Below are 23242 nucleotides of genomic sequence, written 5' to 3' on the forward strand. Positions count from 1 at the left end.
ACCCCCGTCGGCCGGTTGTCACCGGCACCACGGATCGACCGCACCGACCCCCGAACACTTCCAGTCCGACGCTCACCCTCCATCTCACTGTTGACTTAGTTCACGACGCACGCCAGGCTGTGCCTCGACCTCGTGCCGAAGAGGGAGCACAGTGGCGCGCACGCGCAAGTGAGGTGTACGGCGCCCCGGTTGGCGGCAGAGCGACCCGACTGCCGCACCAGTGACGCAGAACGATCCTCCCGTCCAAAGATCGCCGCATCTATCCGCTCCGTCATGCCTGGCTCTGAACTTGGCTGTATATCGCCCCCGATGCGCTTGATGCGCTCCCGATCCGAAAGGACCAGAATCCCGATGAGCAAGGCCGATGACGCCAAGAACCCGATTCAGCAGGTTCTCGACAAGGCGTTGGTCGCCCAGCAGCCACTGGCGAGGAAGAACGTCGAGCGCCTGCGGCGGGTCCACCCCGATGACACTCCCCCGGAGCTGGTCCGTCGGCTGGACCGCTACTACCTCGCCGGCGTCACCGCGTCCGGGGGAGCATCCGGCGCGGCGGGAATCGTGCCCGGCGCCGGAATCCCCACGGCCCTGGCCGACATCATGCTCTTCACCGAGGCATCCGTGCTCTACACGCTGTCGCTGGCCGAGGTCCACGGCATGCATCCCGAGGACCTCGAGCGGCGCAAGCTCCTGGTCCTGACCGTCCTCCTCGGCGACGGAGCGGTGAGCGCCCTGGACAAAGTCGTCGGGCGCTCCGGCCCCTATTGGGCAAAGCGGATCGTCAGCGCGATCCCGATGAGCGCGATCAACAAGGCCAACAAGATCCTGGGGCCGCGGTTCATCACCAAGTACGGGACCAAGCAGGGGGTCCTGGTGCTGAGCAAGCAGGTGCCATTGGGCATCGGTGCCGCGCTCGGCGCCGGCGGCAACCACATATTCGGACGCCTGACGATCAAGTCCGCACGGAAGATCTTCGGGGAGCCCCCGTCGAGCTGGGCCGGCGATGACGGCGTGGACGAGACGCCCCTCGACCCCGGCTCGGTGGCTTGATCCGGCTCCACGACGACGCTGTGCCACTCCGCGAAGGGCCAGTGTCACGCATCTCGAACCGTTCTCCCCGGACAGCGGCGCACAGTGCCATCCGAGAAGGCATAGTTTCAACGGACAACCGCCCCTGTGCCGCAGGTCGCCGGAACACGAACGGGCTTGGCTCACGCACCCATCAGGGGTGTCGTAGGGAAAGGAGGCGCATGCGCGCCCAGGAGATCACCTTCCTCAAGCTCGTCCAGGGGGACAAGCAGTTCCAGGTGCCGCTCTACCAGCGCACCTACAGCTGGGGCGGGGAACAGCTCCAGCGGCTGTGGGAGGACATCGGGGAACTCGTCGACCAGCATTTGGCCGGCGAGCCGGCCGCGCCGCACTTCCTGGGTTCCGTAGTGCTTGCACCCGGCCAGATCCAGGCGGGCGGCGTGCAGAGGTGGCTGGTGGTGGACGGACAGCAGCGGCTGACCACGCTGATGCTGGCCTTCACCGCGCTGCGCGACCACCTGAAGGAGACGGGTGACGCGCGTGGGGTGGACCGGGTGCACCGCCAGATACTGGTCAACGAGTTCCACGAGGGCGCGGACCACTACCGGTTGCTGCCCACTCAGGCGGACCGGGACGCGTACACCGCCTGTGTTCAGTCCCGGGCGGACGCCGGCGGAGGCGACAACATCGGGGCCGCCTACCGGTTCTTCCGCGGTGCGCTCGCCCAAGGACACGAAGCGGGCGCCGAGCAATGGGCCGCCACGGTCGAGACAGTGCTCAAGGACCTGCTCTCCATCGTGGAGATCACCGCCGAGCCCGGCGACAACGTGTACCGGATCTTCGAGTCGATCAACAACACGGGGGTCGGGCTCAGCCAGAGCGATCTGCTGCGCAACTACGTGTTCATGCTGCTGCCCAAGCGGGGCGAGCGGATCTACCAGGAACTGTGGCTGCCCATGCAGCAGAGCCTCGGCCCGAAGAACCTGGAACTCCTGGTCTGGCTCGACCTGGTGGTGCGCGGCCACTACAAGACCAAGCAGAGCGAGATCTACCGCGAGCAGCAGAAGAGGCTCCAGCCGCTGGCCGGCGATGAGGAAGCTCTGCAGCAGGAGATCGAGCAGCTCGCGCAGCGGGCCGGACGGTTCCTGCGGATCGTCGACCCCACGCGTGAGCGGTCTCCCGTCCTCCGGGCGGCCCTGGAACGGCTGGTCGCCTGGGGCGGTCAGATCCACTACCCGCTCGCGCTGCACCTGCTGGACCTCCTCGACGCCGGCAGGACGACGCCGGACGACGTGGCTCAGGCGCTGGGTTACGTCGAGTCCTACCTGGTGCGACGTCTGATCTGCCAGACGCCGACCAACAACCTCAACCGCATCTTCATGGAGGCACCGAAGGAGCTCGAGACCGACCGACCGGTCGCCGAGTCGGTGAGGCGGTTCCTGTCCGGCCGGCGACGGCGCTGGCCGACCGACGAGGAGCTGCGCGAGGCGGTCCGCACCAAGCCGTTCTACTGGTCCGGGCGGCCTCCCCAGCGCGGTTACATCCTGCGCCGCCTGGAGGAGAGCTACGGCGCTTCCGAGCCGGTGGACTTCGCCAAGGCGTCCCTCAGCGTGGAGCACGTCCTGCCCCAGCGTCCCGCTCCGGCCTGGTTCGACCTGCTCGCCGAGGAGACGGAGCCGAACCAGACCCCGCAGGAACTGCACGACCTGCTGGTGCACACGCTCGGCAATCTGACGCTGACCGGTGACAACGGCAAGCTCTCCAACCATCCTTTCGAGCGCAAGCAGCAGATCCTCGACTCCAGTGCCCTGCGCATGAATCTCGAGATCTCCTCGGCGCACCGCTGGGGCAAGGAACAGATCCTGGAACGCGCCGATCGCCTGGCCGACCGCGCCGTGGGGCTCTGGCCCGGTCCGATCGGCGGGGTCAAGCCGTCCGGCGAGGAATCGCCGGGCTGGGTCGAGCTGCGGGCCGCTCTGGTGGCGATGCCGAGCGGCACGTGGACGACGTACGGCGACGTCGCGGAGCTGATCGGCAGCCACCCGGTGCCCGTCGGGGCCTATCTGGGGTCCCATACGGGTGTGATCGGCGCCTACCGGGTGCTCACCGCGGAGGGGAGGATCTCTCCGTCGTTCCGCTGGGCGGACGGCAGCGACCGGCTGCCGCCGCAGGAGCTGCTGGCGAGCGAGGGAGTGCGCTTCGACCCCTCGGGACGGGCCCATCCGTCCCAGCGCCTGTCCGCCGCCGAGCTGGCCACCCTGCTGGGCAGGGACGTGGCACAGCCCGCCGTGCACGACCCGCTCCCCGACGGGGAGGACGCGGTGGCGGCCGAGCGGTTCCTCACGCAGCTACGGGAGAGCTGGCCTGCCGCGCACCCCGGAGTCGTGGCGGCCCTCGACTTCTGGCGCCGTCAGGGTGGCCACGTGACGTACGGCCGGCACGAGGAGACGAGCTGCTTCCCCATGCTGGACCTCGGGACCGGCCACCGGCCGCACCAGGTGTGGCCGGTCGGGATCTACCCCGTCAGCGGAACGGTCGAGGTGGTCTTCCAGTACCTGAAGAGCCGCAGTCCCTTCGACGACACGGAGCAGCGCCGGGAACTCCTGAACCGCCTGAACAGGATCGACGGCATCGACCTGCCCGAGGCGAAGCTGGAACTGCGCCCGTCCTTCCCGGTCACCGTCTTCGAGGAGCACAGCGAAGAGGTCTGCGAAGTACTGGACTGGTTCGTCGGAGTGGCGGCGCTGGATCTGGCACGGAGGGACTGAATGCGTGCCGGGGTTTCACGAAGGAGGCATCACCCGTGCGGTTGTTGAGCGATCTCACGTTGGCCCTGAACGACGGAAGGAGCATCGAGAAGCGCGGAACCACCTGTTCCGGAGAAATCTCCAGGGCGACCGCCGTCGAGTGGGAGATACGCGTCCCCGGGCAACCTGAGCTGACGGTGCACGACAACCGCTGGGGGAACGGCGAGCGCGATCTGGTGCTCCACAAGCCCACGGTCGTCCCCGAGATGCCCGCCGCCCTTTCCAATCTGCACAACCGGCTGCGCTCCGGGATAAGCGCCTCCCCACAGCGCGGGGAGCTGCGCGTCATGGTGTTCCCCACGTACGTCGATGCGCAGGGCAGGCCACGGATCAAGAAGTCCCTCACCACAGGGGACCTCGCGAACGCCATGGGGTTGCGCCATCTCAGAGAACTAACCGCTCGGAAGGGCGTCAAGCTGGAAGCCGCGTTCGACCGACCGGATCTTCCTCCTGTGGACCTGGACGACCCACAGCACGAGAAGCCCCTCCAACACGCCTTGTTCTTCCCCGCCGAGGATGCCGAGACACCGGTGATCGCCTTCATCCACTTCCGGATCGTGCCCGTTCTGCGGCACATCGGCTGGTTGTCACCGGCTGAGGACTGAGGGAGACCGGTCGGCGCAGGGCCGCTCACCTCACCCGCGCTACGGGGAGGACGGCACCTCGTACCGTACGAGTGACCTTGCGAAGGGTTCGCCGCTGCGCCGGGCGTACGTCATCCGCTCGCGGACCTCGCTCAGGGTACGCGGGCGGTAACCGGGCCCGCCGCAGCAGCTCTTGTGGAAACGGACCCCGGCGTGCAGCAGCACGGACAGGGTCCGCCAGGCCGCCGTGTCCCGGCGACGGGGCGCGGCGAAGGCGGAACCGACGTGGACCAGCGGCAGGGAGCAGCGGGGGCAGATCCGCTCCCTGTCCCTGTCGTAGGGCTGCTTGTACGAGGCCCGGCAGGGCAGGCAGACGTACGAGGTCTTCGCGTGGGACATGCGGGCAGGGTAGGCGCTTCCAGGGTGGGACTCGACGGAATCTCGAGTCTCTGAGGTTCAGGTTCAGCGGGGCGATTACCGCCCATGGCCCAGAGGGCGGCGCTCATGCCGGAAACGCCGCTCACTTCGTCTTCTTCTCCGGTCGGGTGTCGCCGACTCCGGGCAGGGGACGCGCGCCCTGCAACGGGTCCTTCGCCTTCTTCCCCTGCCGCGCCTTCTGGGCGCGCGCCGCCTGCTTCGCTGCCTCGGCGGCTTTTCTCGCGTTCGCGGCCTTCTTCGTGCGCCGGCTCGGCTTCGGCTTCTGCGCCGATGTGTCCGGTCGACTGTCCAGCCAGCGGCGGGTGGTCGCCATCTCGGCCACCAGTTCGGTGCGTTGGGGTTCAGGAAGCCTCGTCAGCGCCTCTTCCCCTCGCGCCATGAGGGCCGCGGCATACCTGGGCCTGGGCCCGCGTCTCTGCCGTGCGCTGCGCAAGGCGTGCCGGATCTCCGTGTCACGAAGCAGCGGAACGCCGGGGAGGCCCTCAGACTTCGGTCGGGCGGCAGACTGTCGAACCGGTCCGCCCTCGACATGGACGATGGTCCGGTGCTGAGCAGGCTCCGCACTCGGCTGGGCGGCGAGCTGACCGTCCGAGGTGAGCGGCAGCCGCGGTGGGGCCGTGCGGGACGGCATCCCGTACACGGCGAACGCCCGGTCCGCCTCCCGCTGGCACCATCGCTTGAGCACCGCCGCCGTCGCGGGAAACCCGCAGCCGACGGCGGCGACCACGTCCCCCACGTAGGGCGGCGGGTCCCCCTCCCCGGTCCTGATCAGCGCCGACAGCAGCGGGCTTCCCTCACTGCCGCAGTCCTGGTCCACGAGGGTCAGCAGACCGGCACGGTCCGGGGCGGACAGCCCGAGCAGATCACGTCCGGCGGTTCGGGCCAGCGCCTCCCAGGTGGACCTGGTCCGGAACCGCGCGGCACTCATCAGCGCCTCTCTCAACGCGAGCACCTGCTCCTCACGGGATCGCGGCGCCGGCGCCGCACCGCGCCCGACGACCGCCTCGGCGGAGGGGCGCGCCCCCGAACGCCGTCGCGGCTCCGCTCCCGGGATCCGGAGTCCCGCCGGGGTCATCGCACAGGCGTCGAGGGGCACCCAGTCGGTGCTGCGCCGGGGATCCTCCGCCCGGAGGCGGATACGTCGTACGGCACCGTGCGTCTCGAAGCGGAAACGGAGGAGGTATCCGTACTCGTCGTACAGCTCTTCCATGGTCTCCGGCTGAGCCGCGCCGGGACCGAAGACCCAGTCGAGGGTGGCCGAGCCGCCGGAGAGCTTCCGGCGGGCCCGCTGCCACTCGGTGTGCGCGAGCCTGCTGAACTGGAAGCGCACGTGCTGCTGCCCGGCCGCGCCGGCCCGGAAGTCGACGGCGTCTCCCGGACCGGATCCGAGGTCGCGCGAAGTGACCTTCCCCTTCAGCCTGTTGCGTCCGGCCCAGGCGGCGAGGTCGTCCTTGATGAAGAGGTGGTCCGCGCTGGCCGCGCCCGTGGCCGTACGGTGGCAGGAGGTGTGGGGCCGGTGGGCGAAGTGGCAGACCTTGTCGCGGTAGAGACGGTCCGACAGCTCATGGCCGCAGCCACCGAGCTGGATGCCGCACCAGTAGGTGTAGGCGGGGTGGCGCCGGCGCCAGCGGGTCAGTTCGTCCGCGTCGGTCGGCAGGATGATCGCGCGGCCGGAGTTCCGGCTCCCGATCACCGCGGTCTGCACGAGCCTGCCGTCTGAGCCGGTCACGAATCCCCTCTCGGGCCACGACGCCCTGCCTGCCGAGGCGGCGGGCGACGGTTGATCGACACCAGTATGTGATTCATGCACTCAGTTCACAAGAGATGGACGTCTACTTCGCGCATCCGAACCCCAGCCTCGTCGCCGGTGCCATAGATTCGGCAGTCGTCGGATTCCGAGGTCGGGAGGGCACATGCAGAAGGGCACGCTGGAGTACGAGCAGGCTCTGGAGGCCGTGATCGAGATCCTGCGGTCACGTGCCCGCCAGGGCGCGGCTCCCATTCCGTACGGCGATCTGAGCGGCGAACTGGCCCGGCTCGGCCATTACGTCCCCGCCCACGAGGGCCCGATGCCGTACCTCCTGGAGGACGCCTCGGTCCGGGAGAGCCCGGACGGGTCGCTGCCCCTGCTGTCGGCACTCGTGGTGCTGAAGGACAGCGGCTGGCCGTCCGGCGGCTTCTTCAAGCTGGCCCGGCGCACGCCGTACAAGCGGCCGGGCGACGACGTGCTGCTGTGGACCGAGGAGATCAAGAAGTTGGCGAAGCACTACGCCGACCGCTGACGGTCTCTTTCGCCGACGTTGCGGCGACGACGGCCGGCCGGTTTCCGGGCGGAAGGGTGGGTGTCACGAACCCGTGGCGCGAAGCTGCACCTCCGCCCAGACGGTCTTGGTGTACGGGTTGCGGACCGCGCATCCCCAGCGGTCGGCGTGGGCCTGGACGAGGAACAGGCCTCGGCCGGAGGTCTCGTCAGCAGGCTGCTGTGCCAAAGGCGGTGGGAGCCGCTCGGGGCGAGTGTCGGTCACCTCGATGCGGTAATGGTCGGGCAGGAGCAGCAGCGCCAGGCGGAAGTCCCGGCCGGGGAGGCTGCCGTGGCGGATGGCGTTGGACGCCAGCTCGGCGGTGACGAGAGCGACGGCACGGGCCGGGTCGGAGTCGTACGGGAAGGCCGTCCAGTCGGTGAGCTGCTGGACGGCGAGTCGGCGGGCGAGACGGGCACCACGTCTCGTCCCGCTGAACCGCAGGGCCAGTTGGCGGGCGGGGGCGAGGAGCGGCGTGGCCTCGTCAGTGAGGTGATGGTAAGTCACGGTGTCAGCGTGGCGGGGTGGATGGCTCTCTGACCAGGCACGACGGTCGTACGTCGTCCTTGGTTGGTGGTTGCGGGCTTGGTTGTACGGGCGTTGTACGGGCTCGGCGCGTGTCCCGGTTCCGCCGCGTCACGTTGGACATGGACCGGCGGCGAGTACGGCCGCGGCGGGGCGCAGAGCGGGATGGAAGGGCGTGGGACTGTGCGGACGGGGCGGGCTACGAAGACCAAGGACGAGCGACCCGATCTACCGGGGGTGTGGTCGGCGTACGGGGTGCTGTTGCAGTACCTGCGGAAGCGGGCCGGGTTGAGTCAGCAGCAGCTTGCGGACGCGATCGGCTACTCGCTGGAGCAGGTCGCGTCGGTGGAGCAGGGACGCCGGCCGGCGAAGGCGGCGTTCACGACGGCGGTGGAGCGGGTGCTGGAGGCGGGCGGGGTGCTGGAGGCGCTCCAGGAGGAGGTGGACCGGGCGAAGTTGCCGAGGTTCTTCAGGAACTTCGCGCTGATCGAGGCGGAGGTCGTGAGCCGGTTCTCGTACGATCCGCTGCTGGTGCCGGGGTTGCTGCAGACGGAGGGCTACGCAAGGGCTGTGTTCGCCGGGCACTGTCCGCCACTCAGCGAGGAGATCATCGATCAGCACACGGAAGCGCGACTGAGTCGGCAGAAGCTGCTCACACGGATGCCGCTCGCGGAGTTGTCCTTCATCATCAGCGAGGAGGCATTGCGCGATCCGGTGGGCAGCCCAGACGTGATGCGCGCCCAGTGGCAACGACTTCTGGAGGTGGCCGCGTCGCGGAACGTCGAGGTCCAGGTCATGCCCGCTCGACGAGGTTTCCATCCGGGGAAGAACGGTCCATTCGTGGTGCTGGAGACGCACGAGCACAAGCAACTCGGGTACTTCGAGTCTCAGGGCGTCGGGTGCGTCGTCACAGAGACCGCCGAGGTCAGTGCCTTTGCCTTGAGGTATGGCAAGCTGCGATCACAGGCCTTGAACGTCGAGGAGTCCGCGCGACTCATCGAACGGATGGTGGGAGAGACATGAGCGTGGAGCGGATGGCCGAGCACGGAGACGGGCTGCACTGGTTTAAGAGCAGCTACAGCGGATCGGACGGCGGTGACTGCGTGGAGGTGGCCGCCGGCCTGGACGCCGTGTACGTACGGGACTCGAAGGTCGTGGGTGGCGGACCGGTACTGCGGGTGAACCGGGACGAGTGGGCGGCGTTCGTGGCGCTCGCGGTGGAGTAGGGCCGGGAACGGCTTCCGCACGGAACAACGGGCTCGCTCACGTCACTTGGGGTGACGTGAGCGAGTCCGTTCTCATGCCGCCGGCTCAGAACAGGGCGCCCTCTGCGCCCTCACCGAAATCCGACCCACCCCGCGCGGCAAGCTGCTCCTTGCGCTTCCGGATGGCCTCAGGGGAAGGCGGAGGCAGGTCGGGGTGCTTCTCCCGCGCCTTCTTCTCCGTCACGCCCTTGTGCAGCCCGAGGTGAACCTCGTCGGCGTATGCCTGGTGGTTCAGCTGGCGAAGGCGGTCGATGATCTCGGTCCGGGCGAGGAGGCCGATGGTGTAGCGGGTTCCCTGGTCGGTCTCGTGGAAGCCGTGGTGGAGAGGGAAGCTCTCGTACGTCGGATCCGTGGGCGGAGTACGCCCGAAGTCATCCAGGAGGTCATCCCATCCATAGGCCTCGACGGTCGCCTTGTCGATCTCCTCGTGGATGCGGCGAAGCTCAACGATGCCTCCATCCTGGCATGCCTCGTCGTGGAAAAGGTTGTACACATCCTTCATCCCAACCCCATGAGCCTCCATGACTGATCGCCTGTGCGCATCCAGGCGTTCTCCAGCCGACCAAAGGCGATCGGTCAGCGTCGGCCTCACTAGAGTTTCGAAAATGTCAGTCGGAGCATAGTTAGGGACCTTCGGCTCTGCCACCCCACGATCAATTGCCCACCAATAGTGGGCCGCTCCACTCAAGAAGGCAAGTAGACCAAAGCTGTCCGAAGCAATCACCACGGTTTTTTCGGAAAACACCGAAGTGGACGGAAGATATGCCGGCATCACCAAGTCGCTCGATCGCGCAAGAACAAGACAGTGCGCCAGGGGAGCGATCGCCCGCACCATGGCAGCCTGCTTCTCGGCATACTGCCAGTACCTCTCCGGGAGTGGCTTTCTCAGCACATACTCTCCCGTGAGATTCCGGCGCTGACGCTCCGGCTTCACTTCCTTCTCGATCTGAGCAAAAGCCCTTGCATACTGACGGGCCCGAGACTCGCCCCAATCATGGAAGTTGATGACCCAGCGACCGTCATAGTGCCCCGGAGTGGAGTTCAAGGCCTTGCCATTTACGTACGGGAATAGAACATCCCGGTAGAGATCGTCCTCGGCGATCCACGCCTGAGCACGCTCCTCAGAAACAACGAACCCCGTACCCAGGACATACGATCCGGTAAAGGTCAAGCCACCGCTTGCCTCCAGCGGCTGAACCGAGCCACTGGCTCGCGTTTCAGGATTCAGCGACGAAGAGATCCCCCGCGAAGTCACCCTCCCACCCAGCATCCTGACGCCAGACCGCACGGGCGCTTGACTGGTGCAGACCAGGCAGAACTTCAGGGACGCCGACTTCGTCGGCCACACCGCATTCTTTAGACCACGCCGAATTTCCACCCCAGAAGAGACAATCTGATCCAACCCCACCTGCCTACTGTCCCCCTGAACCAGGGTATTCGTGGAAATAACTCCAGAATGACCATTCTTATTCAGCAGCTGGTGAATCCTCAAAGCGAAGTAGGCAACCAGATCGGCATGACCGCGCACACCATGCGCCAGGTGCTCCACCAGATGCTCCCGATAAGCTTCCCCCAGAACGCCGGTCATTTTCTTCCCACCGAGGAAGGGGGGATTTCCTACGATCGCGTCGAAACCACCCCTCAGCGAGAACACTTCTGGAAACACCAGCGGCCAATGCACGGGCTGCCGTTCCAAAGCCTCTTCCGGCAGCTCCGCCCCCAGCCACCTCTCCACAGTTGCCCGAGCCGCCCTCACCACATCGGAGTCGTCCTCGACCCCGTCCTCCATGATCCGCTGCACGATGAACGCAGCCCGCGGGAACAGGTCCCGGACCCGCTCGCCGCCCTCCGCCTCGTACCACGGCACCCGCCCCGAGGCACAAGTAGCAATGGCCGCGCCCGCGATCAGGTCCCCCACCAGCCGCAGCCTCCGCGAGTGGCGGTTGACCTCCTCCAGTCGCTGTCGCTTCTCCTGGAGCGCCGGCAGGTCCACGCCCTTGATGGCCGTAATCGCCAACCGCTCACGCGTCAGCTGGTCCACCAACTGCCGTGCCTGCTCGGCCAGGATGTCGGTCTGGCGGCCCGGCTTCATGTGCACCGACTGGATCTGCTCCATGGTGTGCACACCGAGCAGCGAGTCGCCCGCCACCAGCCGGTCGTCCAGAAACGTGAACGGGCGGCCCGGGTCCATCGACACCAGCCACAGCGACAGCTTGGCCATCTCCACGGCCATCGGGTTGATGTCGACGCCGTACAGACAGTGCTCGATGATCTGGCGGCGCGCTTCCACCACCACCGGGTCCTGCTCTGCGTCCGCCGCCGTCACCGCCTCCACGGCCCGGCCCGCCCGGTACGCCATCGCGTCCGCGCGGCCCTCGGACTCCCACGCCTCGATCAGGCGGTCCGCCAGGTAACGGCACGCCGCCACCAGGAACGCCGCCGAGCCCATCGCGATGTCCGCGACCTTCAGGTCCAGGATCTGGTCCGTCGACTTCAGGCGCCACTCCCCCGTGTCCGCCGTCTGGAGGGGGCCCGGCTCGTATACCAGGGGCTCAAGGGCGTGCAGCACGACCTCCTCCGCCAGGAAGCGGGGCGTGTAGTGCGTGCCCGTGTTCTTCCTGAGGGACGACTCCGTGACGTACAGCGCGCCGTTTGGGATCACCGTCGGCAGGCCCCGCAGGTCGTCCCGGAGGATGCCGGCGAAGGGCAGCAGCCGCTCCGTGAGGGCAGGGTCCTTGGTCACGGCGTTCAGACGGCGCCGTGTCTCCGCCGCGTCCTCCGCGCCCAGGGGGGCGAGCTTCTTCTCCAGCTGGCCCGCCGTCGCCGGGGGCTTCGGGTCCTTCCACTTCTCGAAGACGGACTTCGCCAGCGTCTTCACGGAGCCGCCGGCCTTCGCCGCCAGCGTCTCCAGGTCCCGCAGCGCGACCTCGTGCTCCAGGCCCTCGGGGCCGATGAGGCCCACCATGTGCTCGGTGGCCCTGCGGCCGTCGAACGAGAGCAGGCCCTCGTACACGTAACCGATCTGCTCGACGTCCAGCGCGCGGAAGCTGAGCGTGCGGACCTCGCGGGCCTTGCCCTTGCCGACGCGGACCTCCTGGACCGCCTGGAGCATGTGCAGGACCGTGCGGTCGTCGATGGGGAGGAGCGGGGTGGTGCGCTCCAGCCACGGGTACTTGTCCGGGTCGAAGATCGAGCCGTCGTACGCCGGGAGGTGGAAGCCGGAGCCGGGGTGGTCCACTCCCCCGTGCACGGCGTGGAAGAGGGCGATCAGGCGGTGCCAGGCCGACGTCGTGTGCTCGAGGGACGTCTCGCCCTCCTCGTCCGCCCGCGTCTTCAGCTCGTCGCGCAGGAAGCGGGCGGAGTAGGAGCGGGCGTACACCTCGTTGTCGGCGGGGAGCAGGCCGCGTTCCTCGGCGAAGAGGAGGAAGACGATGCGCATCATGACCGCGACCGCGCCGCGGTAGACCTCGCCCGCGCCGACACCGGAGGCGTGGAGGCCCGGTGCGCCGTGTTCGACCGCGCGGACGTCCGCGCGCCCTATGGCGTCCACGAGGAGTTCGACGGCCTGGCGGACCTGGACGCCGAGGGCCTCGGTGACGTCCTCGCCCGCCGCGAGGCTGGCCTTGAGCAGGCCCACCAGCGTCTCGGCATCGTCGTACTCGAAGAAGCGGCGGCGGCGCAGGAGTGAGACGAAGGCCCTTACCACGTTCCGCTCGGCGGCTTCGTTCCAGCCGATCGAGTCGAAGACGGCCGTCGTCGTGACGCCGCCCAGCGGGGCCCAGACCAGACACCACCAGCGGCCGTCGGTGACCAGGCCGAGCGGTACGCCGTGGTGGCGCAGGAGGCGGGCCAGGCGGTCGGCGGGGGCCGCGGACCAGTCGCCGCCACCGCCGACGCGGGCCGTGGGCGCGGCGCCCGCGGGAACCGTCATGCCCAGCAGGCGTACCCGCTTCGCCGCCGACGCCACGTCCGGTTCGGCCGCGAGCTCCGCGCCCGGTTCCACCAGCGCGAAGTCGGGGCGGACCTCGGTGTTGTGCTCCGCGACGCGCAGGGTCAGGCGGTCGAGGCCGTCGTGCTCCGACTCGCCCTGGCGGAAGGCCAAGGCGTCGTCCCAGCCCAGCAGGCGGCGCAGGACGTACGCCACCCACTCGTCGCGGCCCGCCTTCGTGTCCGTCTGCCAGTCGGCGTGGCGGGCGCGGAGGCGGGCGCGCTCGTCCTTCTCCAGGGCGTCGAGCTGGGGCCAGGCGCGCAGCAGGACGGGCATGGTCAGGAAGGGGCCGGAGACCTCGGTGAGGTCGAGCCACTCCTGGTGCTGCCGGCGGCCGTCGACGGCCTGGGCCTTGGCTGCGGCTACTCCGGAGCTCATGGGGCGGCGGGGGCTCATCGGCGGGCTTCCTTTGCGGGGATCACGAAGACGACGGCGGCGGGGAAGAGGTGGGAGCGGGGCTCGCGGTAGCGGGCGGCGATGGCTGCGAGTTCGCGTTCGCGTTCGGCGGGGAGGCCTTCGAGGCGTTCCTGCCAGCGGCGGCGGTCGTCCTCGAACTGGCGGCGCTCGTGGCCGGTCAGCTCGTGGGTGGACAGCAGGGCGAGCTGTTCGCCCTCGTCGTCGCCCTCCTCCTTGAGCTTGGCGCGCAGGGTGGCCTCGAAGCGGTCGAGGGTCGCGGTGATACGGCGCTCCTCCTCCGCCCGGCGGTCGGCAAGGCGGCTCTCCAACTGGCGGCCGAGTTCGCCGGCGCGAGCCTCCAGGGACCGGTAGAGGGGGTCGCGGAGCTTGGGCCAGGCGTCGGCGAGCTCCCGGCGGAGGTGAGGAGCCGCCTCGATGCCCTCGGTGAGCGCCCGGGACAGGGCCCTGCCCTGCTCGCCCACCGACTCCCAGCGCCGGAAGCGGCCGGTGTCGCCGAACCAGCCGCCCGCGTACAGGACCTCCTCGTGCAGGCGGGTGCCGTCGGCGCCGACGAGGACGTACCGCGCGTACGCGGAGACCAGGGTCGTGGTCACGGCCGGGTCGTCGGAGACGACGGCGGTGACGCGGTGGAGGTCGATCAGGTCCGCGTTCCAGACGGCGGCGGTCAGCAGGCGCGTGGAGAGGGCCACGAGCGGGTGCTTGAGGTGGGCGAGGACGATGTCGTCCTTGCCCTGGGCGGCCACCGCCGGGGAGAAGGTGAGCGGTCGCTGCTCGCCCTCGCGGAGCTTGTGGGCGAGTCCGCGGGTCGCTCGCTCCCAGCTGCCGGACAGGGGCTGTACGTCGAACAGGTCGCCGGGCTCGAAGTCCTCCGCACGCAGCGTGGACGGCAGCAGCGGCGGCTGGTTGTCCAGGGCCAGCGCGGTGTCCACGACGCGCTTGACGTTGGCCGGGGTGAGGCCGAGGACGCTCACCGTCTCGTCGTACTGGTCGGCGAGGCGCTTCGTCTGCGCGGTGACGTTCTGCTCCGGCGCGACCTCGCCGCCCGTGCGGCGGCCCTTGATCGGCCTGGGCTTGGCGTTCTCGATGTCGACCGGCCCGGTGTCGCCGGTCATCCGGCGCTGCACGGCGTCGGCGAGGACCGCGTTGACGGAGCCGAGGTCGTGCTCCATGCGCGCGACCTTCTTGGCGACGCGGGAGAGGAACTCCAGGTCGGCCTCGTACGAGCCGGCCTGGGCCTGCTGCCAGCCGGAGCCGATGAAGTGGGTGATCTCCGGGTCGCACTTCTGGCCCCAGCGGTCGATGCGGCCGATGCGCTGTTCGAGCTTGTTGGGGTTGAAGGGGATGTCGTAGTTGATCAGACGGTGGCAGTGGTTCTGGAGGTCGATGCCCTCGCCGGCGGCGTCGGTGGCCAGGAGGATCCGGACCCTGCCCTCCTCGCGGGACGGATCCGTCTGGAAGCCGAGGCGGATGCGCTCGCGCTCCTCGGCGGACAGACCGCCGTGCAGGCGCTCGACGCGACCCCCGTCGGTGAGCTCTTCCTGCTGGAGGAGGTCGTGGAGCCACTTCTGGGTGTCGCGGTACTCGGTGAAGACCACGACCCGTTCGTTGGTCCAGTGCTTGCCGTCGGGACGGCAGACGGCCTTGAGTTCCGCGATCAGTGCCTCGGCCTTGGAGTCGGGCGCGGCCTCGTGGGTGAGGGCCCAGCGTTCCATGTCCCGGAGCAGGTCCAGTTCCTGGCCGTCCTCCGCCGGGGTGAGCGAGGTGGAGCGGGTCAGCGCGTCGTCCTCGGCGTCGACCAGGCCCGTGTCGTCGAGGTCGGCGACGAGGTCGGCGAACTCCTCCAGCCAGTCGGGCACGTCGTCGGCGGCGGCGCGACCGCGGGCGGGGCCGGTGTCCTCCAGATGGGAGAGGTAGACCTGCACGGTGTGCAGGAACGCGGCCGGAGAGGAGAAGAGGCGCTTCTTGAGCAACAGCGTCACCAGGTCGGCCGCCCGGCGTCCGCCGCGGGCCTTCGGGGTGAGCTTCCTGCGGCGCTGCTCGGCGAACTCCCCGAGCAGGCGGTGGACCGCGCGCTCCTCGGTGGTGTAGTCGACGGACAGTTCACGCTGCTTGCGGGTGCGGAAGCGGGGCGTTCCGTCGGCGTTGGTGACCGTCGACTTCAGGCGTCGTACGACGGTGTCCCTGAGGGCTTCCTTGTCGGGATCGACGCCGCGCGCGAAACGCTGGTCGTCGATGAGTTCGAGGAGCGCCGTGTACGACTCGGGGTAGCCGTTGTGCGGGGTCGCGGAGAGGAAGAGCCGGTGCTCGAAGTGCGGGACGAGGCGCCGGATCAGTTTGGTCTGCTGGGAGTCGACCGCGTACACCTGCTTGGGCGCGGCGGGCGCGACGTGGTGCGCCTCGTCGAGGACGAGCAGGTCGAAGAAGCGCTTGTGCTCGCCGTCGGAACTCTCCTCGGGGGCGCCGATGACCTCGTCGAGGAGGCGCTGGGCCTTCTGGCCGCGCAGCCAGGGCAGGGAGACGATGGTCAGCGGGTGCACCCGGAAGGGATTGGCGGCGGTGCCGTGGGTGCGGCGCAGGCGGGCGCAGTGCTCGGAGTCGACGATGGTGAACTCCAGGCCGAACTTCTCGGCCATCTCGTCGCGCCACTTGAGGGTGAGGCCGGCCGGGCAGACGACCATGGTGCGGCGGGCCCGGCCGCGCAGCATGAGTTCCTGCACGACGAGGCCGGCCTCGATGGTCTTGCCGAGGCCGACGTCGTCGGCGAGGAGGAGGTTGACGCGGGGCGCGCCGACCGCCCGGGAGACCGGCTCGAGCTGGTACGGCTCGACGGCCACGCCGGAGCGGAACGGGGCCTGGAGGGTCCTGGCGTCGGCGGAGGCGACGGCGGACCAGCGGACGGCGTCGAGGAACGCGGCGAGGCGGTTCGGGGAGTCGTAGGCGCCCGTGGAGGCGTCGGGCAGGGAACCGGCGGGCAGGACGCGGCGGCCGGGCTCGACCTCCCAGATCACGGAGAGGGTGTCACCGAAGCGGCCGTCGGCGACGGACTGGAGGTGGACCAGGCTCGCGGAGCGCCGGTTCTCCTCGCCGTCGGCGGTGGCCGGGGACGGCTCCACGCGGGCGACCACCCAGGACTGGCCGCGTACCTCGACCAGGTTCCCTTCTTCCGGGAGCGCCTGCGCGCCCGTCCGCTCGGTCTCGCGCTGAGCTGTTGGCGTCATGGGCGCTGTTCCCCTCGGTGTTCACCTGCCGTCGTCCGTAGACAGTGTCCCGTGTCCTGTCTCCCCTCCGGAACGACGTGACGGCAGGCTAGCACGCACTATTTACTGTGAACAGAGATTACAGACGAATGGCGCGACGATGGGATCACCAGCTGCCCTCAGCCCATGCGGCGCAGCCGCTCCAGCAGCAGCCGGCTCCGTCCGTGTCCCGCCTCGGACACGGGCAGGACCGTCTCCTCCTCGTCGGCCAGGCGACGCAGCAGTTCCTCGGCGGCATGTCGTTCCCCGGTGCGGACCAGCAGGACGGCGATCTCGTAGCGGGTGTCGAGGACGGCGGGGTGGCCCGGCCCGAGCAGGCTGCGCTGTTCGGCGAGGACCGACTTCAGCTCGTCCAGGGCGTCGCGGGTGCGGCCGAGCGTTCCTGCACACAGGGCGGCTCCCGCTCGGGCGGCGAGCATGCCCGCCCGGTCGAGCCCGGGGGCGGCCATCAATGCGCGGTACTCCTCCAGGGCGCGGGCGGGCCGCCCCGCCCGGCGCAGGGCGGCCAGCTCGGCCAGTCGCGGGTGAGCGGGCGTGGCCCCGGCGGCGCGGGTCGGCCTCGGCGCCCAGGCGGAGAGGAGGGCGGCCACCTCCTCGGCCGAGGCGGGCCGGTCCTCGGGCTTCTTCTCCAGCAGCCGCCCGACCAGTGTCCGCAAGCCGTCCGGTACGCCGGGGCGGCGGTCGGCAAGCGATGGGACGGGATCATTGGCATGTCGGTGGTACAGCATGAACGGGCTGGCGTCCGTGAAGGGGGGCGCGCCGGTGAGCAGTTCGTACAGGACGCATCCCAGCGAGTACAGGTCGCTCGCCGGCACGGTCCGTCCGACCGCCTGCTCGGGCGCCATGTAGACGACGGTGCCGGGAGCGGCGTTGGCGGCGGTGAAACGGGTCTCGCCGGGTTGGGGCTCCAGAGCCGCGGCGACCCCGAAGTCGAGGACCTTGATCTCTCCGTCGGGGGTCAGCATCAGGTTCGACGGCTTCAGGTCGCGGTGCACGATCCCTTGGCCGTGGGCGTAGGACAACACCTCGGACGTGCGGCGGGCCACGTCCGCCGCCTGCTCGACGCGCAGGGGGCCGTCCTTCTTGATGACGACGTCCAGGGCTCGGCCCGGGACGAGGTCCATGACCAGATACAGCTCGCCCTCGTGGGTGCCGTGGTCGTGGACGGCGGGGACGCCCGGGTGCCGCAGGCGACCGGTCAGGCGGATCTCCCGCAGGAAACGACGCTCCAGCGTACTCGGCTCCGCGCCGCGGCCTCGGGCCGCGAGGAGCTTGACGGCGACCTCGCGGTCATGATCGCGGTCGCGGGCCGCCCAGACCACGCCCATCCCGCCCCGGCCCAGCTCGTGCGTCAGCTCGTACCGTCCAAGGCTCCGCCGCATTGCGCCCTGCCCCTAGTTCCGGCGCCTGCCGCGCCCGCCGCCTCCCTGCGGCCGAATGCCTCACGGCGCCCGGCCGACCAGGCCATTCTGTCACCGGCCACGACGCCTCCGTGCCGCACGTGACCGAAAAGTGCGGGCCACAACGATCGAAGCACCCTCACCGTGATGTGGTCCGTCCGTCGTTCACAGCGGCATCGGGCCCTGCGGAACCAGGAAGGGGCGGCGCGGGTCCTCGGGCGGAGTCCGTCTGACGGCCAGCACCGGTTCCGGCTCCGGCAGGTGGGGCGCCAGGCCTGCGTAGACCTCGGCCGCCGACGCGGGACGGTCCTCCGGCCGCTTGGCCAGGAGAGCCGTGATCAGGTCCTGGAGATCTCCGGGCACACGCGCTCCCGCGTCGGCGACGAGCGGTGGAGGCGTGGCGAGGTGATGGGAGGCCAGGAGCGCCGGCTGATCCGTGGGGAAGGGCGCCTCCCCGGTGAGCATGTGGTGCAGCAGACAGCCCACGGCGTACAGGTCGCTGCGGCCGTCGAGCCGGTCCCGCCCGGACAACAGCTCGGGAGAGGCGCAGTACAGGTTGCCGATGCCTTCGCCGGTCGTCGTCAACCGAGGGTCGGTGTCGCCGAGCAGCTTCACAAGGCCGAAATCCAGGATCTTCACGATGCCGTCGCGTCGGACCATGATGTTCTGCGTCTTCAGGTCGCGATGCACCAGGTCGGCCGCGTGGACCGCGGACAACCCCGCGCACAACTGGGCGGCGACGGCGACGGCGGAAGGAACGTCGAATCGGCCGCCCTCCTGCTGATCGAAGAGGTACTCGAGGGTGGTGCCGTCGATCAGTTCCATCACCAGACAGCAGGTGTCGTCCGTGATCGACGCGTCGAAGACCACGGCCACGTTCGCGTGATCAAGGCGCGCGGCAGCCCGCGCCTCCCTGTCGAACCGTGTGAGCGCGGCGTCGCGACTGCTCGCCACGGCCAACAACTCCGCAGCGACGGTCTTCACCGCGACAGGCCGGTCCAGAGGCAGGTCGCGCCCCTGCCACACCTGTCCCATCACTCCCCGACCCAGCACGGACTCCAGCCGATACCGGTCGCCTATCACCATTCCCGGCACAAGATCCCGCATGTCTGCCGACCTCCATATTTCCCGCACAGCAAGATGGAACGTACGCCCTGTAAACAAAGTCAATAAGGGTAGTAGCCTTCCCCTGCATGAACGGTCGCTGGGAACGCCGACAAGCCCAGCCGCCAGACACCCCGGAGACCGAACCATGAGTGCCCATGAAGCCGTGCCCGTCAGCCTGGCCGAGATCGCGCGGATCGCCGGCGTCGGGCGAGCCGCAGTGAGCAACTGGCGGCGTCGCCACGACTCCTTCCCCATCCGGATCGGGGGTACCGACGTCAGCCCTCAGTTCTCACTCGCAGAGGTCGAGCGATGGCTGCGGGACAATGGCAAGCTCAGGGACGTCGGCGGCCGGGAACTCCTCTGGCCGCGCTTCGAAGCGCTCGGCAGTCGGAATGAGTCGGGGCTGGCCATCGCCGAGGCGGCTCGTCTGATGCGCTCTCCCGAGGCGCGGACCGCCCCTGCCGATCTCTCCGCGCAAGCCCATGACCTGGCGGTCCGAACGGCGCAGGTGGGGCGGGAAGAGGGTCCGCGTGAAACTTTCGAGTTCCTGCTGCAACGATGGCTGGAAACCCACGTCCGACAGCTCAGCACCACACCGCCGCAACTCGCCGCGCTGATGGCTCGGATCGCCCTCGCCGTCCGCCTCGGTCGGGCGCAAAACGCGCTGACCCTCCTCGATCCGGCGTGCGGTACCGGACACCTGGCCGTCGCGACCATGCGGGAGTACGGCAGCCCTGGGCTGGAGGTACTCGCGTGCGAACGGGACCCGGCACTGGCCGCGTTGGCAGCCGGCCGGCTCGAGTTCCTTGCCGAGGAGTACGCCATCCAGCCCCGGGTCGCCATCGCAGACACCCTGCGAGACGACCCCTTCGCCGGAACGAAAGCCGACATCGCACTGTGCAACCCCCCTTTCAACGAACGCGACTGGGGTTACGAGGAGCTCGCCACCGATCAGCGCTGGACGCACGGCCTGCCCCCTCGTACCGAACCCGAACTGGCATGGGTGCAGCACCTGCTCGCCCGCCTCAAGCCCGGCGGCGCAGCCGTGGTCGTCCTTCCCCCGGCCGTCGCGTCGCGTAAGGCGGGCCGCCGCATCCGCGGCTCGCTGCTCCGCACCGGCGCGCTCCGCGCAGTCGTCTCCCTGCCCCCTGGCAGCGCCCAACCACACAGCGTGTCCCTGCAGTTGTGGGTCCTCCGCGCAGCACCAGACGGTCCTGCGGCCGCTCCCCCGGACCAGAACGTCCTCCTGGTGGACGCCACACTTTTCGCGAGGTCAGGAACGCGCGAGCCGAGCCCCGACTGGAACGGCCTCGATTCTTTCGTCCTCACGTCGATGGCGGCTCTCGACCAAGTGGACCAGGATCCGCCGAAGGGCGCGGTGCGCGTCCCCCTGCTCGACCTTCTCGACGACGAGGTGGACGTCACCCCGGGGCGCTACACCGCAGCGACGACGGAGCCGTCTAGGGAGGAACTCACCCTCAAATGGGGTGGCTTCGGGGAACTTCTGACCGATCTGGCCGATCACGCCCGAGTCCTGTCCACACTCGAGTTCGAGGCCGGGGCTTCGCAGACCGTCACGACGGTGGGAGACCTCGCCAAAGCCGGGGCGCTGACACTGCGCGCCGGCCAGCAACCGCCGGAGTCGGTCGCGGCGGCGCGCGGGGCCGACGTACGACTCCTCACCATCGGCGACCTCCTGCATGACGGCGCTCCCCATGGCATGGTTCCCGCCGACTCGGCGCCGGTCGTCGCCGAGGAGGGCGATGTCGTGGTCGCCGGAGTGGCTCGGGCCTTCAGGGCATGGGTCCACGAAGGACCGCCGATGGCGCTGGGCCCTCAGCTCTACGTCCTGCGGGTGGACACGGAGAAGCTGGATGCCCACTTCCTCGCAGGTTGTCTGTACGCGCCGGCCAACGGCCGCCAGGCAGGCACCCACGCCTCCAGTTCGTCCAGGGTCGACATCCGGCGCCTCCAGGTGCTCCAGCTTCCCCTGGAGAAACAGATGGCATACGCAGAGACGTTCCGTCGTCTTCGGGCTTTCGAGGAACTGCTCACCGCAGCCGGCAGTTCGGGCAGGGGGTTGGTGAGCGGCATGAGCGATCGGATCGCGGCAGGCGGACTGAGCATTTGACTCTCTTCCCAGTCGGCGCCGCACGTCAAGGTTCTGGCTTCCCTGGGACCGCCCGCAGGATGATCGTTCCTTCCCGCACAAAAGGCGGAGCAGTAGGCAACTACCTCGCGGAACGAGCCGGGGAGATGGGCCGAGTACGAAAAGGAAGCGTTATCGGAGGTCGCACGTCCCCGACAAGGGCTCCTACGGAGCAATCTGGCCTCTTCAGAGCCCGTCTGGAGTCGTGATCACGTCACTAACCGGTTGGACCGGGTAACGCTCGGGCCTGAAGTTCGCTGTGATCCCGCCCTAAGAGGTGAGACGGATGAACGACGTTCTTGACGTGGATGCTCCTGTCCCGTCACAGCCGGCGATGGACGTAGGCGGCGTTGGGAGCGCCTATGCGTTCTCCGCAGTTCACCATCGAACGCGACTCCGCCGTGAGCAACGTCCCTGGTATTCCCTGGCCGCCGGCCTCCGACGCCGAGTGTGCACCCCTGGTGCCGACAGGTCACGCCGAAAGAGGCCACGAGAGACGTTCGGCGACGTGCGACAAAGCCGGCTCGGGCACCCGGCCAAGCGCCAACCGGCAGGGTATTCCGCTCCTCAACCGGTACAGGTGAAGACACACCCGTCGACACCGCATGGCTCTCGGAAGGGGTGCACCACAGTCGGTGGCTGAGTCGACCTGCGTCGCCGATTCCGACCAGGTGGGCGTGGCAGGGTCACCATGGGAGGTGTCATGAAGAGCCCAACGTCACGGAAGCTGCCGACTCGCCGTATAGCCCCTCCGGGCATGAGACCGTGATCACGCACCACGTCTGCTCAACGAAAGTCAGCAAGCGAGGACTCGCCCCCGACACATGCTGACCTCTTGCTGACTCAGGGCACGCCAACAGGGCTCTGACCTGTATAGACGCCCAGATGCTAGATCTTGGACTTGAACAGAGTACGCAGCACTTGGGACTCCTCGAAGACGGCTCCCTGCCTGCTTTGTGCAGGTCAAGGGCGGCCTCGACTGTACATCGACACCCCCGTCCGATGCTTGTGAGGAACATCGCCCCGGTCGGGCTGGACGGCTTCCTGCCTGGGGTTTCGCGCTGCACCGACGCCTGTTCAGGGAACCGTCCCGAAGTGCTCGGGGACTCATGCTGACCGGATGCCGACTCAGAACTCCCAACGAAATGATCTTCAAGATGGTTGGATCACTCCGGGACCGACGATCCGGGGGTTGGAGTGGCTCGGCCGAAGCCGTGGGAAGTCGACCATGAGCTGTGGGCGGTGATCGAGCGGCTGCTACCGAAGGTGGAACGTCGACCTCGTCACCCCGGGCGAAAGCGGCATCCGGACCGGCTGGTGTGCCAGGGCATCCTGTTCGTCCTGCACACCGGGATCGCATGGGAGCATCTGCCGCAGGAACTCGGCTTCGGCTCGGGCATGACCTGCTGGCGCCGCCTGGCCGAGTGGACCGAGGCTGGAGTCTGGCCCCGGCTGCACGAGGTCCTTCTGGCCAAGCTTCGCAGCGTGAACGCCCTGGGCTTCTCCCGGGCGGCCGCCGACGGCTCCCACATACGGGCGTTGAAAGGGGGATCCAAGACGGGACGCAGCCCTGTTGACCGGGGCAGGACGGGCAGCAAGCATCACCTGATCACCGATGCCACTGGTATCCCGCTCGCCACCACCTTGACCGGCGGCAACCGCAACGACGTCACCCAGCTGATCCCATTGCTTCAGGCGGTGCCGCCGGTGAGGGGCAAGCGAGCCCGGCCCCGGCGCCGCCCGGACGTGGTGCTGGGTGACCGCGGCTACGACCACGACAAACACCGCCGCCCCGTCCGGGATCTCGGCGTGAAGCCGCTGATCGCCCGCCGGGGCACCAGGCACGGCTCGGGCCCGGGCACGCAACGCCGGGTCGTGGAGAGAGCATTCGCCCACCCGCACTGGTTCCGCCGCCTGCGGATCCGCTGGGAGATCCTCGGCGACCTCCACGGAGCCTTCCTCGCCTCGGATGCGCACTG

At 69.0% G+C, this 23242-nt stretch carries 15 protein-coding genes; 8 read left to right on the plus strand and 7 right to left on the minus strand.

Annotated features, from left to right (window positions below):
- Positions 1–351: 351 nt before the first annotated feature.
- The 3 genes from ACFYUZ_RS18035 to ACFYUZ_RS18045 all read left to right on the plus strand — a co-directional run bounded on the left by ACFYUZ_RS18035 (position 352) and on the right by ACFYUZ_RS18045 (position 4438).
- Complete coding sequence (locus tag ACFYUZ_RS18035) at positions 352–1047, plus strand: hypothetical protein (protein ID WP_389310247.1); 696 nt, start codon at positions 352–354, stop codon at positions 1045–1047.
- A 200-nt stretch (positions 1048–1247) separates the two neighbouring features.
- Entirely contained in the window at positions 1248–3794 is a 2547-nt protein-coding gene (locus tag ACFYUZ_RS18040) for a DUF262 domain-containing protein (RefSeq protein WP_389310249.1), read from the plus strand.
- A gap of 35 nt (positions 3795–3829) precedes the next feature.
- Positions 3830–4438 carry a hypothetical protein gene (locus tag ACFYUZ_RS18045; protein ID WP_389310251.1) on the plus strand — a complete coding sequence of 203 codons (609 nt, stop codon included), beginning with the start codon at positions 3830–3832 and terminating at the stop codon, positions 4436–4438.
- 39 nt (positions 4439–4477) lie between these two features.
- Here ACFYUZ_RS18045 and ACFYUZ_RS18050 read toward each other — a convergent pair whose 3' ends face one another.
- Positions 4478–4816, minus strand: coding sequence for a deoxyxylulose-5-phosphate synthase (locus ACFYUZ_RS18050; protein WP_389310253.1), 339 nt, complete (start codon positions 4814–4816; stop codon positions 4478–4480).
- A gap of 121 nt (positions 4817–4937) precedes the next feature.
- Complete coding sequence (locus ACFYUZ_RS18055; protein ID WP_389310255.1) at positions 4938–6584, minus strand: hypothetical protein; 1647 nt, start codon at positions 6582–6584, stop codon at positions 4938–4940.
- A gap of 184 nt (positions 6585–6768) precedes the next feature.
- Between ACFYUZ_RS18055 and ACFYUZ_RS18060 the strand changes: the two genes are divergently transcribed.
- Positions 6769–7137, plus strand: a complete 369-nt coding sequence (locus ACFYUZ_RS18060) for a hypothetical protein (RefSeq protein ID WP_389310257.1) — start codon at positions 6769–6771, stop codon at positions 7135–7137.
- 63 nt (positions 7138–7200) lie between these two features.
- Here ACFYUZ_RS18060 and ACFYUZ_RS18065 read toward each other — a convergent pair whose 3' ends face one another.
- Positions 7201–7662 (minus strand): ATP-binding protein, encoded by a 462-nt coding sequence (locus ACFYUZ_RS18065; RefSeq protein ID WP_389310259.1) that lies wholly within the window; start codon positions 7660–7662, stop codon positions 7201–7203.
- Positions 7663–7845: 183 nt separating this feature from the next.
- On the opposite strand from ACFYUZ_RS18065, the gene ACFYUZ_RS18070 reads away from it, so the two are divergent.
- Positions 7846–8703 (plus strand): helix-turn-helix transcriptional regulator, encoded by an 858-nt coding sequence (locus ACFYUZ_RS18070; RefSeq protein ID WP_389310310.1) that lies wholly within the window; start codon positions 7846–7848, stop codon positions 8701–8703.
- Positions 8700–8906 carry a DUF397 domain-containing protein gene (locus tag ACFYUZ_RS18075; protein WP_389310261.1) on the plus strand — a complete coding sequence of 69 codons (207 nt, stop codon included), beginning with the start codon at positions 8700–8702 and terminating at the stop codon, positions 8904–8906. Before ACFYUZ_RS18070 ends, ACFYUZ_RS18075 begins: the two co-directional genes overlap by 4 nt.
- Positions 8907–8991: 85 nt before the next feature.
- On the opposite strand, the gene ACFYUZ_RS18080 is transcribed toward ACFYUZ_RS18075, so the two are convergent.
- The 4 genes from ACFYUZ_RS18080 to ACFYUZ_RS18095 form a co-directional block, all read right to left on the minus strand.
- Complete coding sequence (locus ACFYUZ_RS18080) at positions 8992–13329, minus strand: Eco57I restriction-modification methylase domain-containing protein (protein WP_389310263.1); 4338 nt, start codon at positions 13327–13329, stop codon at positions 8992–8994.
- A complete protein-coding gene (drmD, locus tag ACFYUZ_RS18085; RefSeq protein WP_389310264.1) occupies positions 13326–16568 on the minus strand; it encodes a DISARM system SNF2-like helicase DrmD in 3243 nt (1080 codons plus the stop codon). Before drmD ends, ACFYUZ_RS18080 begins: the two co-directional genes overlap by 4 nt.
- A gap of 158 nt (positions 16569–16726) precedes the next feature.
- Positions 16727–17989, minus strand: coding sequence for a protein kinase (locus ACFYUZ_RS18090; RefSeq protein ID WP_389310266.1), 1263 nt, complete (start codon positions 17987–17989; stop codon positions 16727–16729).
- 183 nt (positions 17990–18172) lie between these two features.
- Positions 18173–19114 (minus strand): serine/threonine-protein kinase, encoded by a 942-nt coding sequence (locus ACFYUZ_RS18095; RefSeq protein ID WP_389310268.1) that lies wholly within the window; start codon positions 19112–19114, stop codon positions 18173–18175.
- Between the two features lie 145 nt (positions 19115–19259).
- Here ACFYUZ_RS18095 and ACFYUZ_RS18100 point away from each other — a divergent pair, with 145 nt between their 5' ends.
- A complete protein-coding gene (locus ACFYUZ_RS18100) occupies positions 19260–21245 on the plus strand; it encodes an N-6 DNA methylase (RefSeq protein WP_389310270.1) in 1986 nt (661 codons plus the stop codon).
- 1215 nt (positions 21246–22460) lie between these two features.
- Positions 22461–23242 (plus strand): IS5 family transposase gene (locus tag ACFYUZ_RS18105; RefSeq protein ID WP_389310272.1). Its coding sequence is split into 2 segments (ribosomal slippage), with 783 coding nucleotides annotated over them: positions 22461–23226 and positions 23226–23242; the frame shifts between segments, so codons are not numbered across the junction. This gene is flagged as partial in the annotation.

Source organism: Streptomyces sp. NPDC004266, assembly GCF_042874095.1.
In the GTDB taxonomy this organism is placed as follows: domain Bacteria; phylum Actinomycetota; class Actinomycetes; order Streptomycetales; family Streptomycetaceae; genus Streptomyces.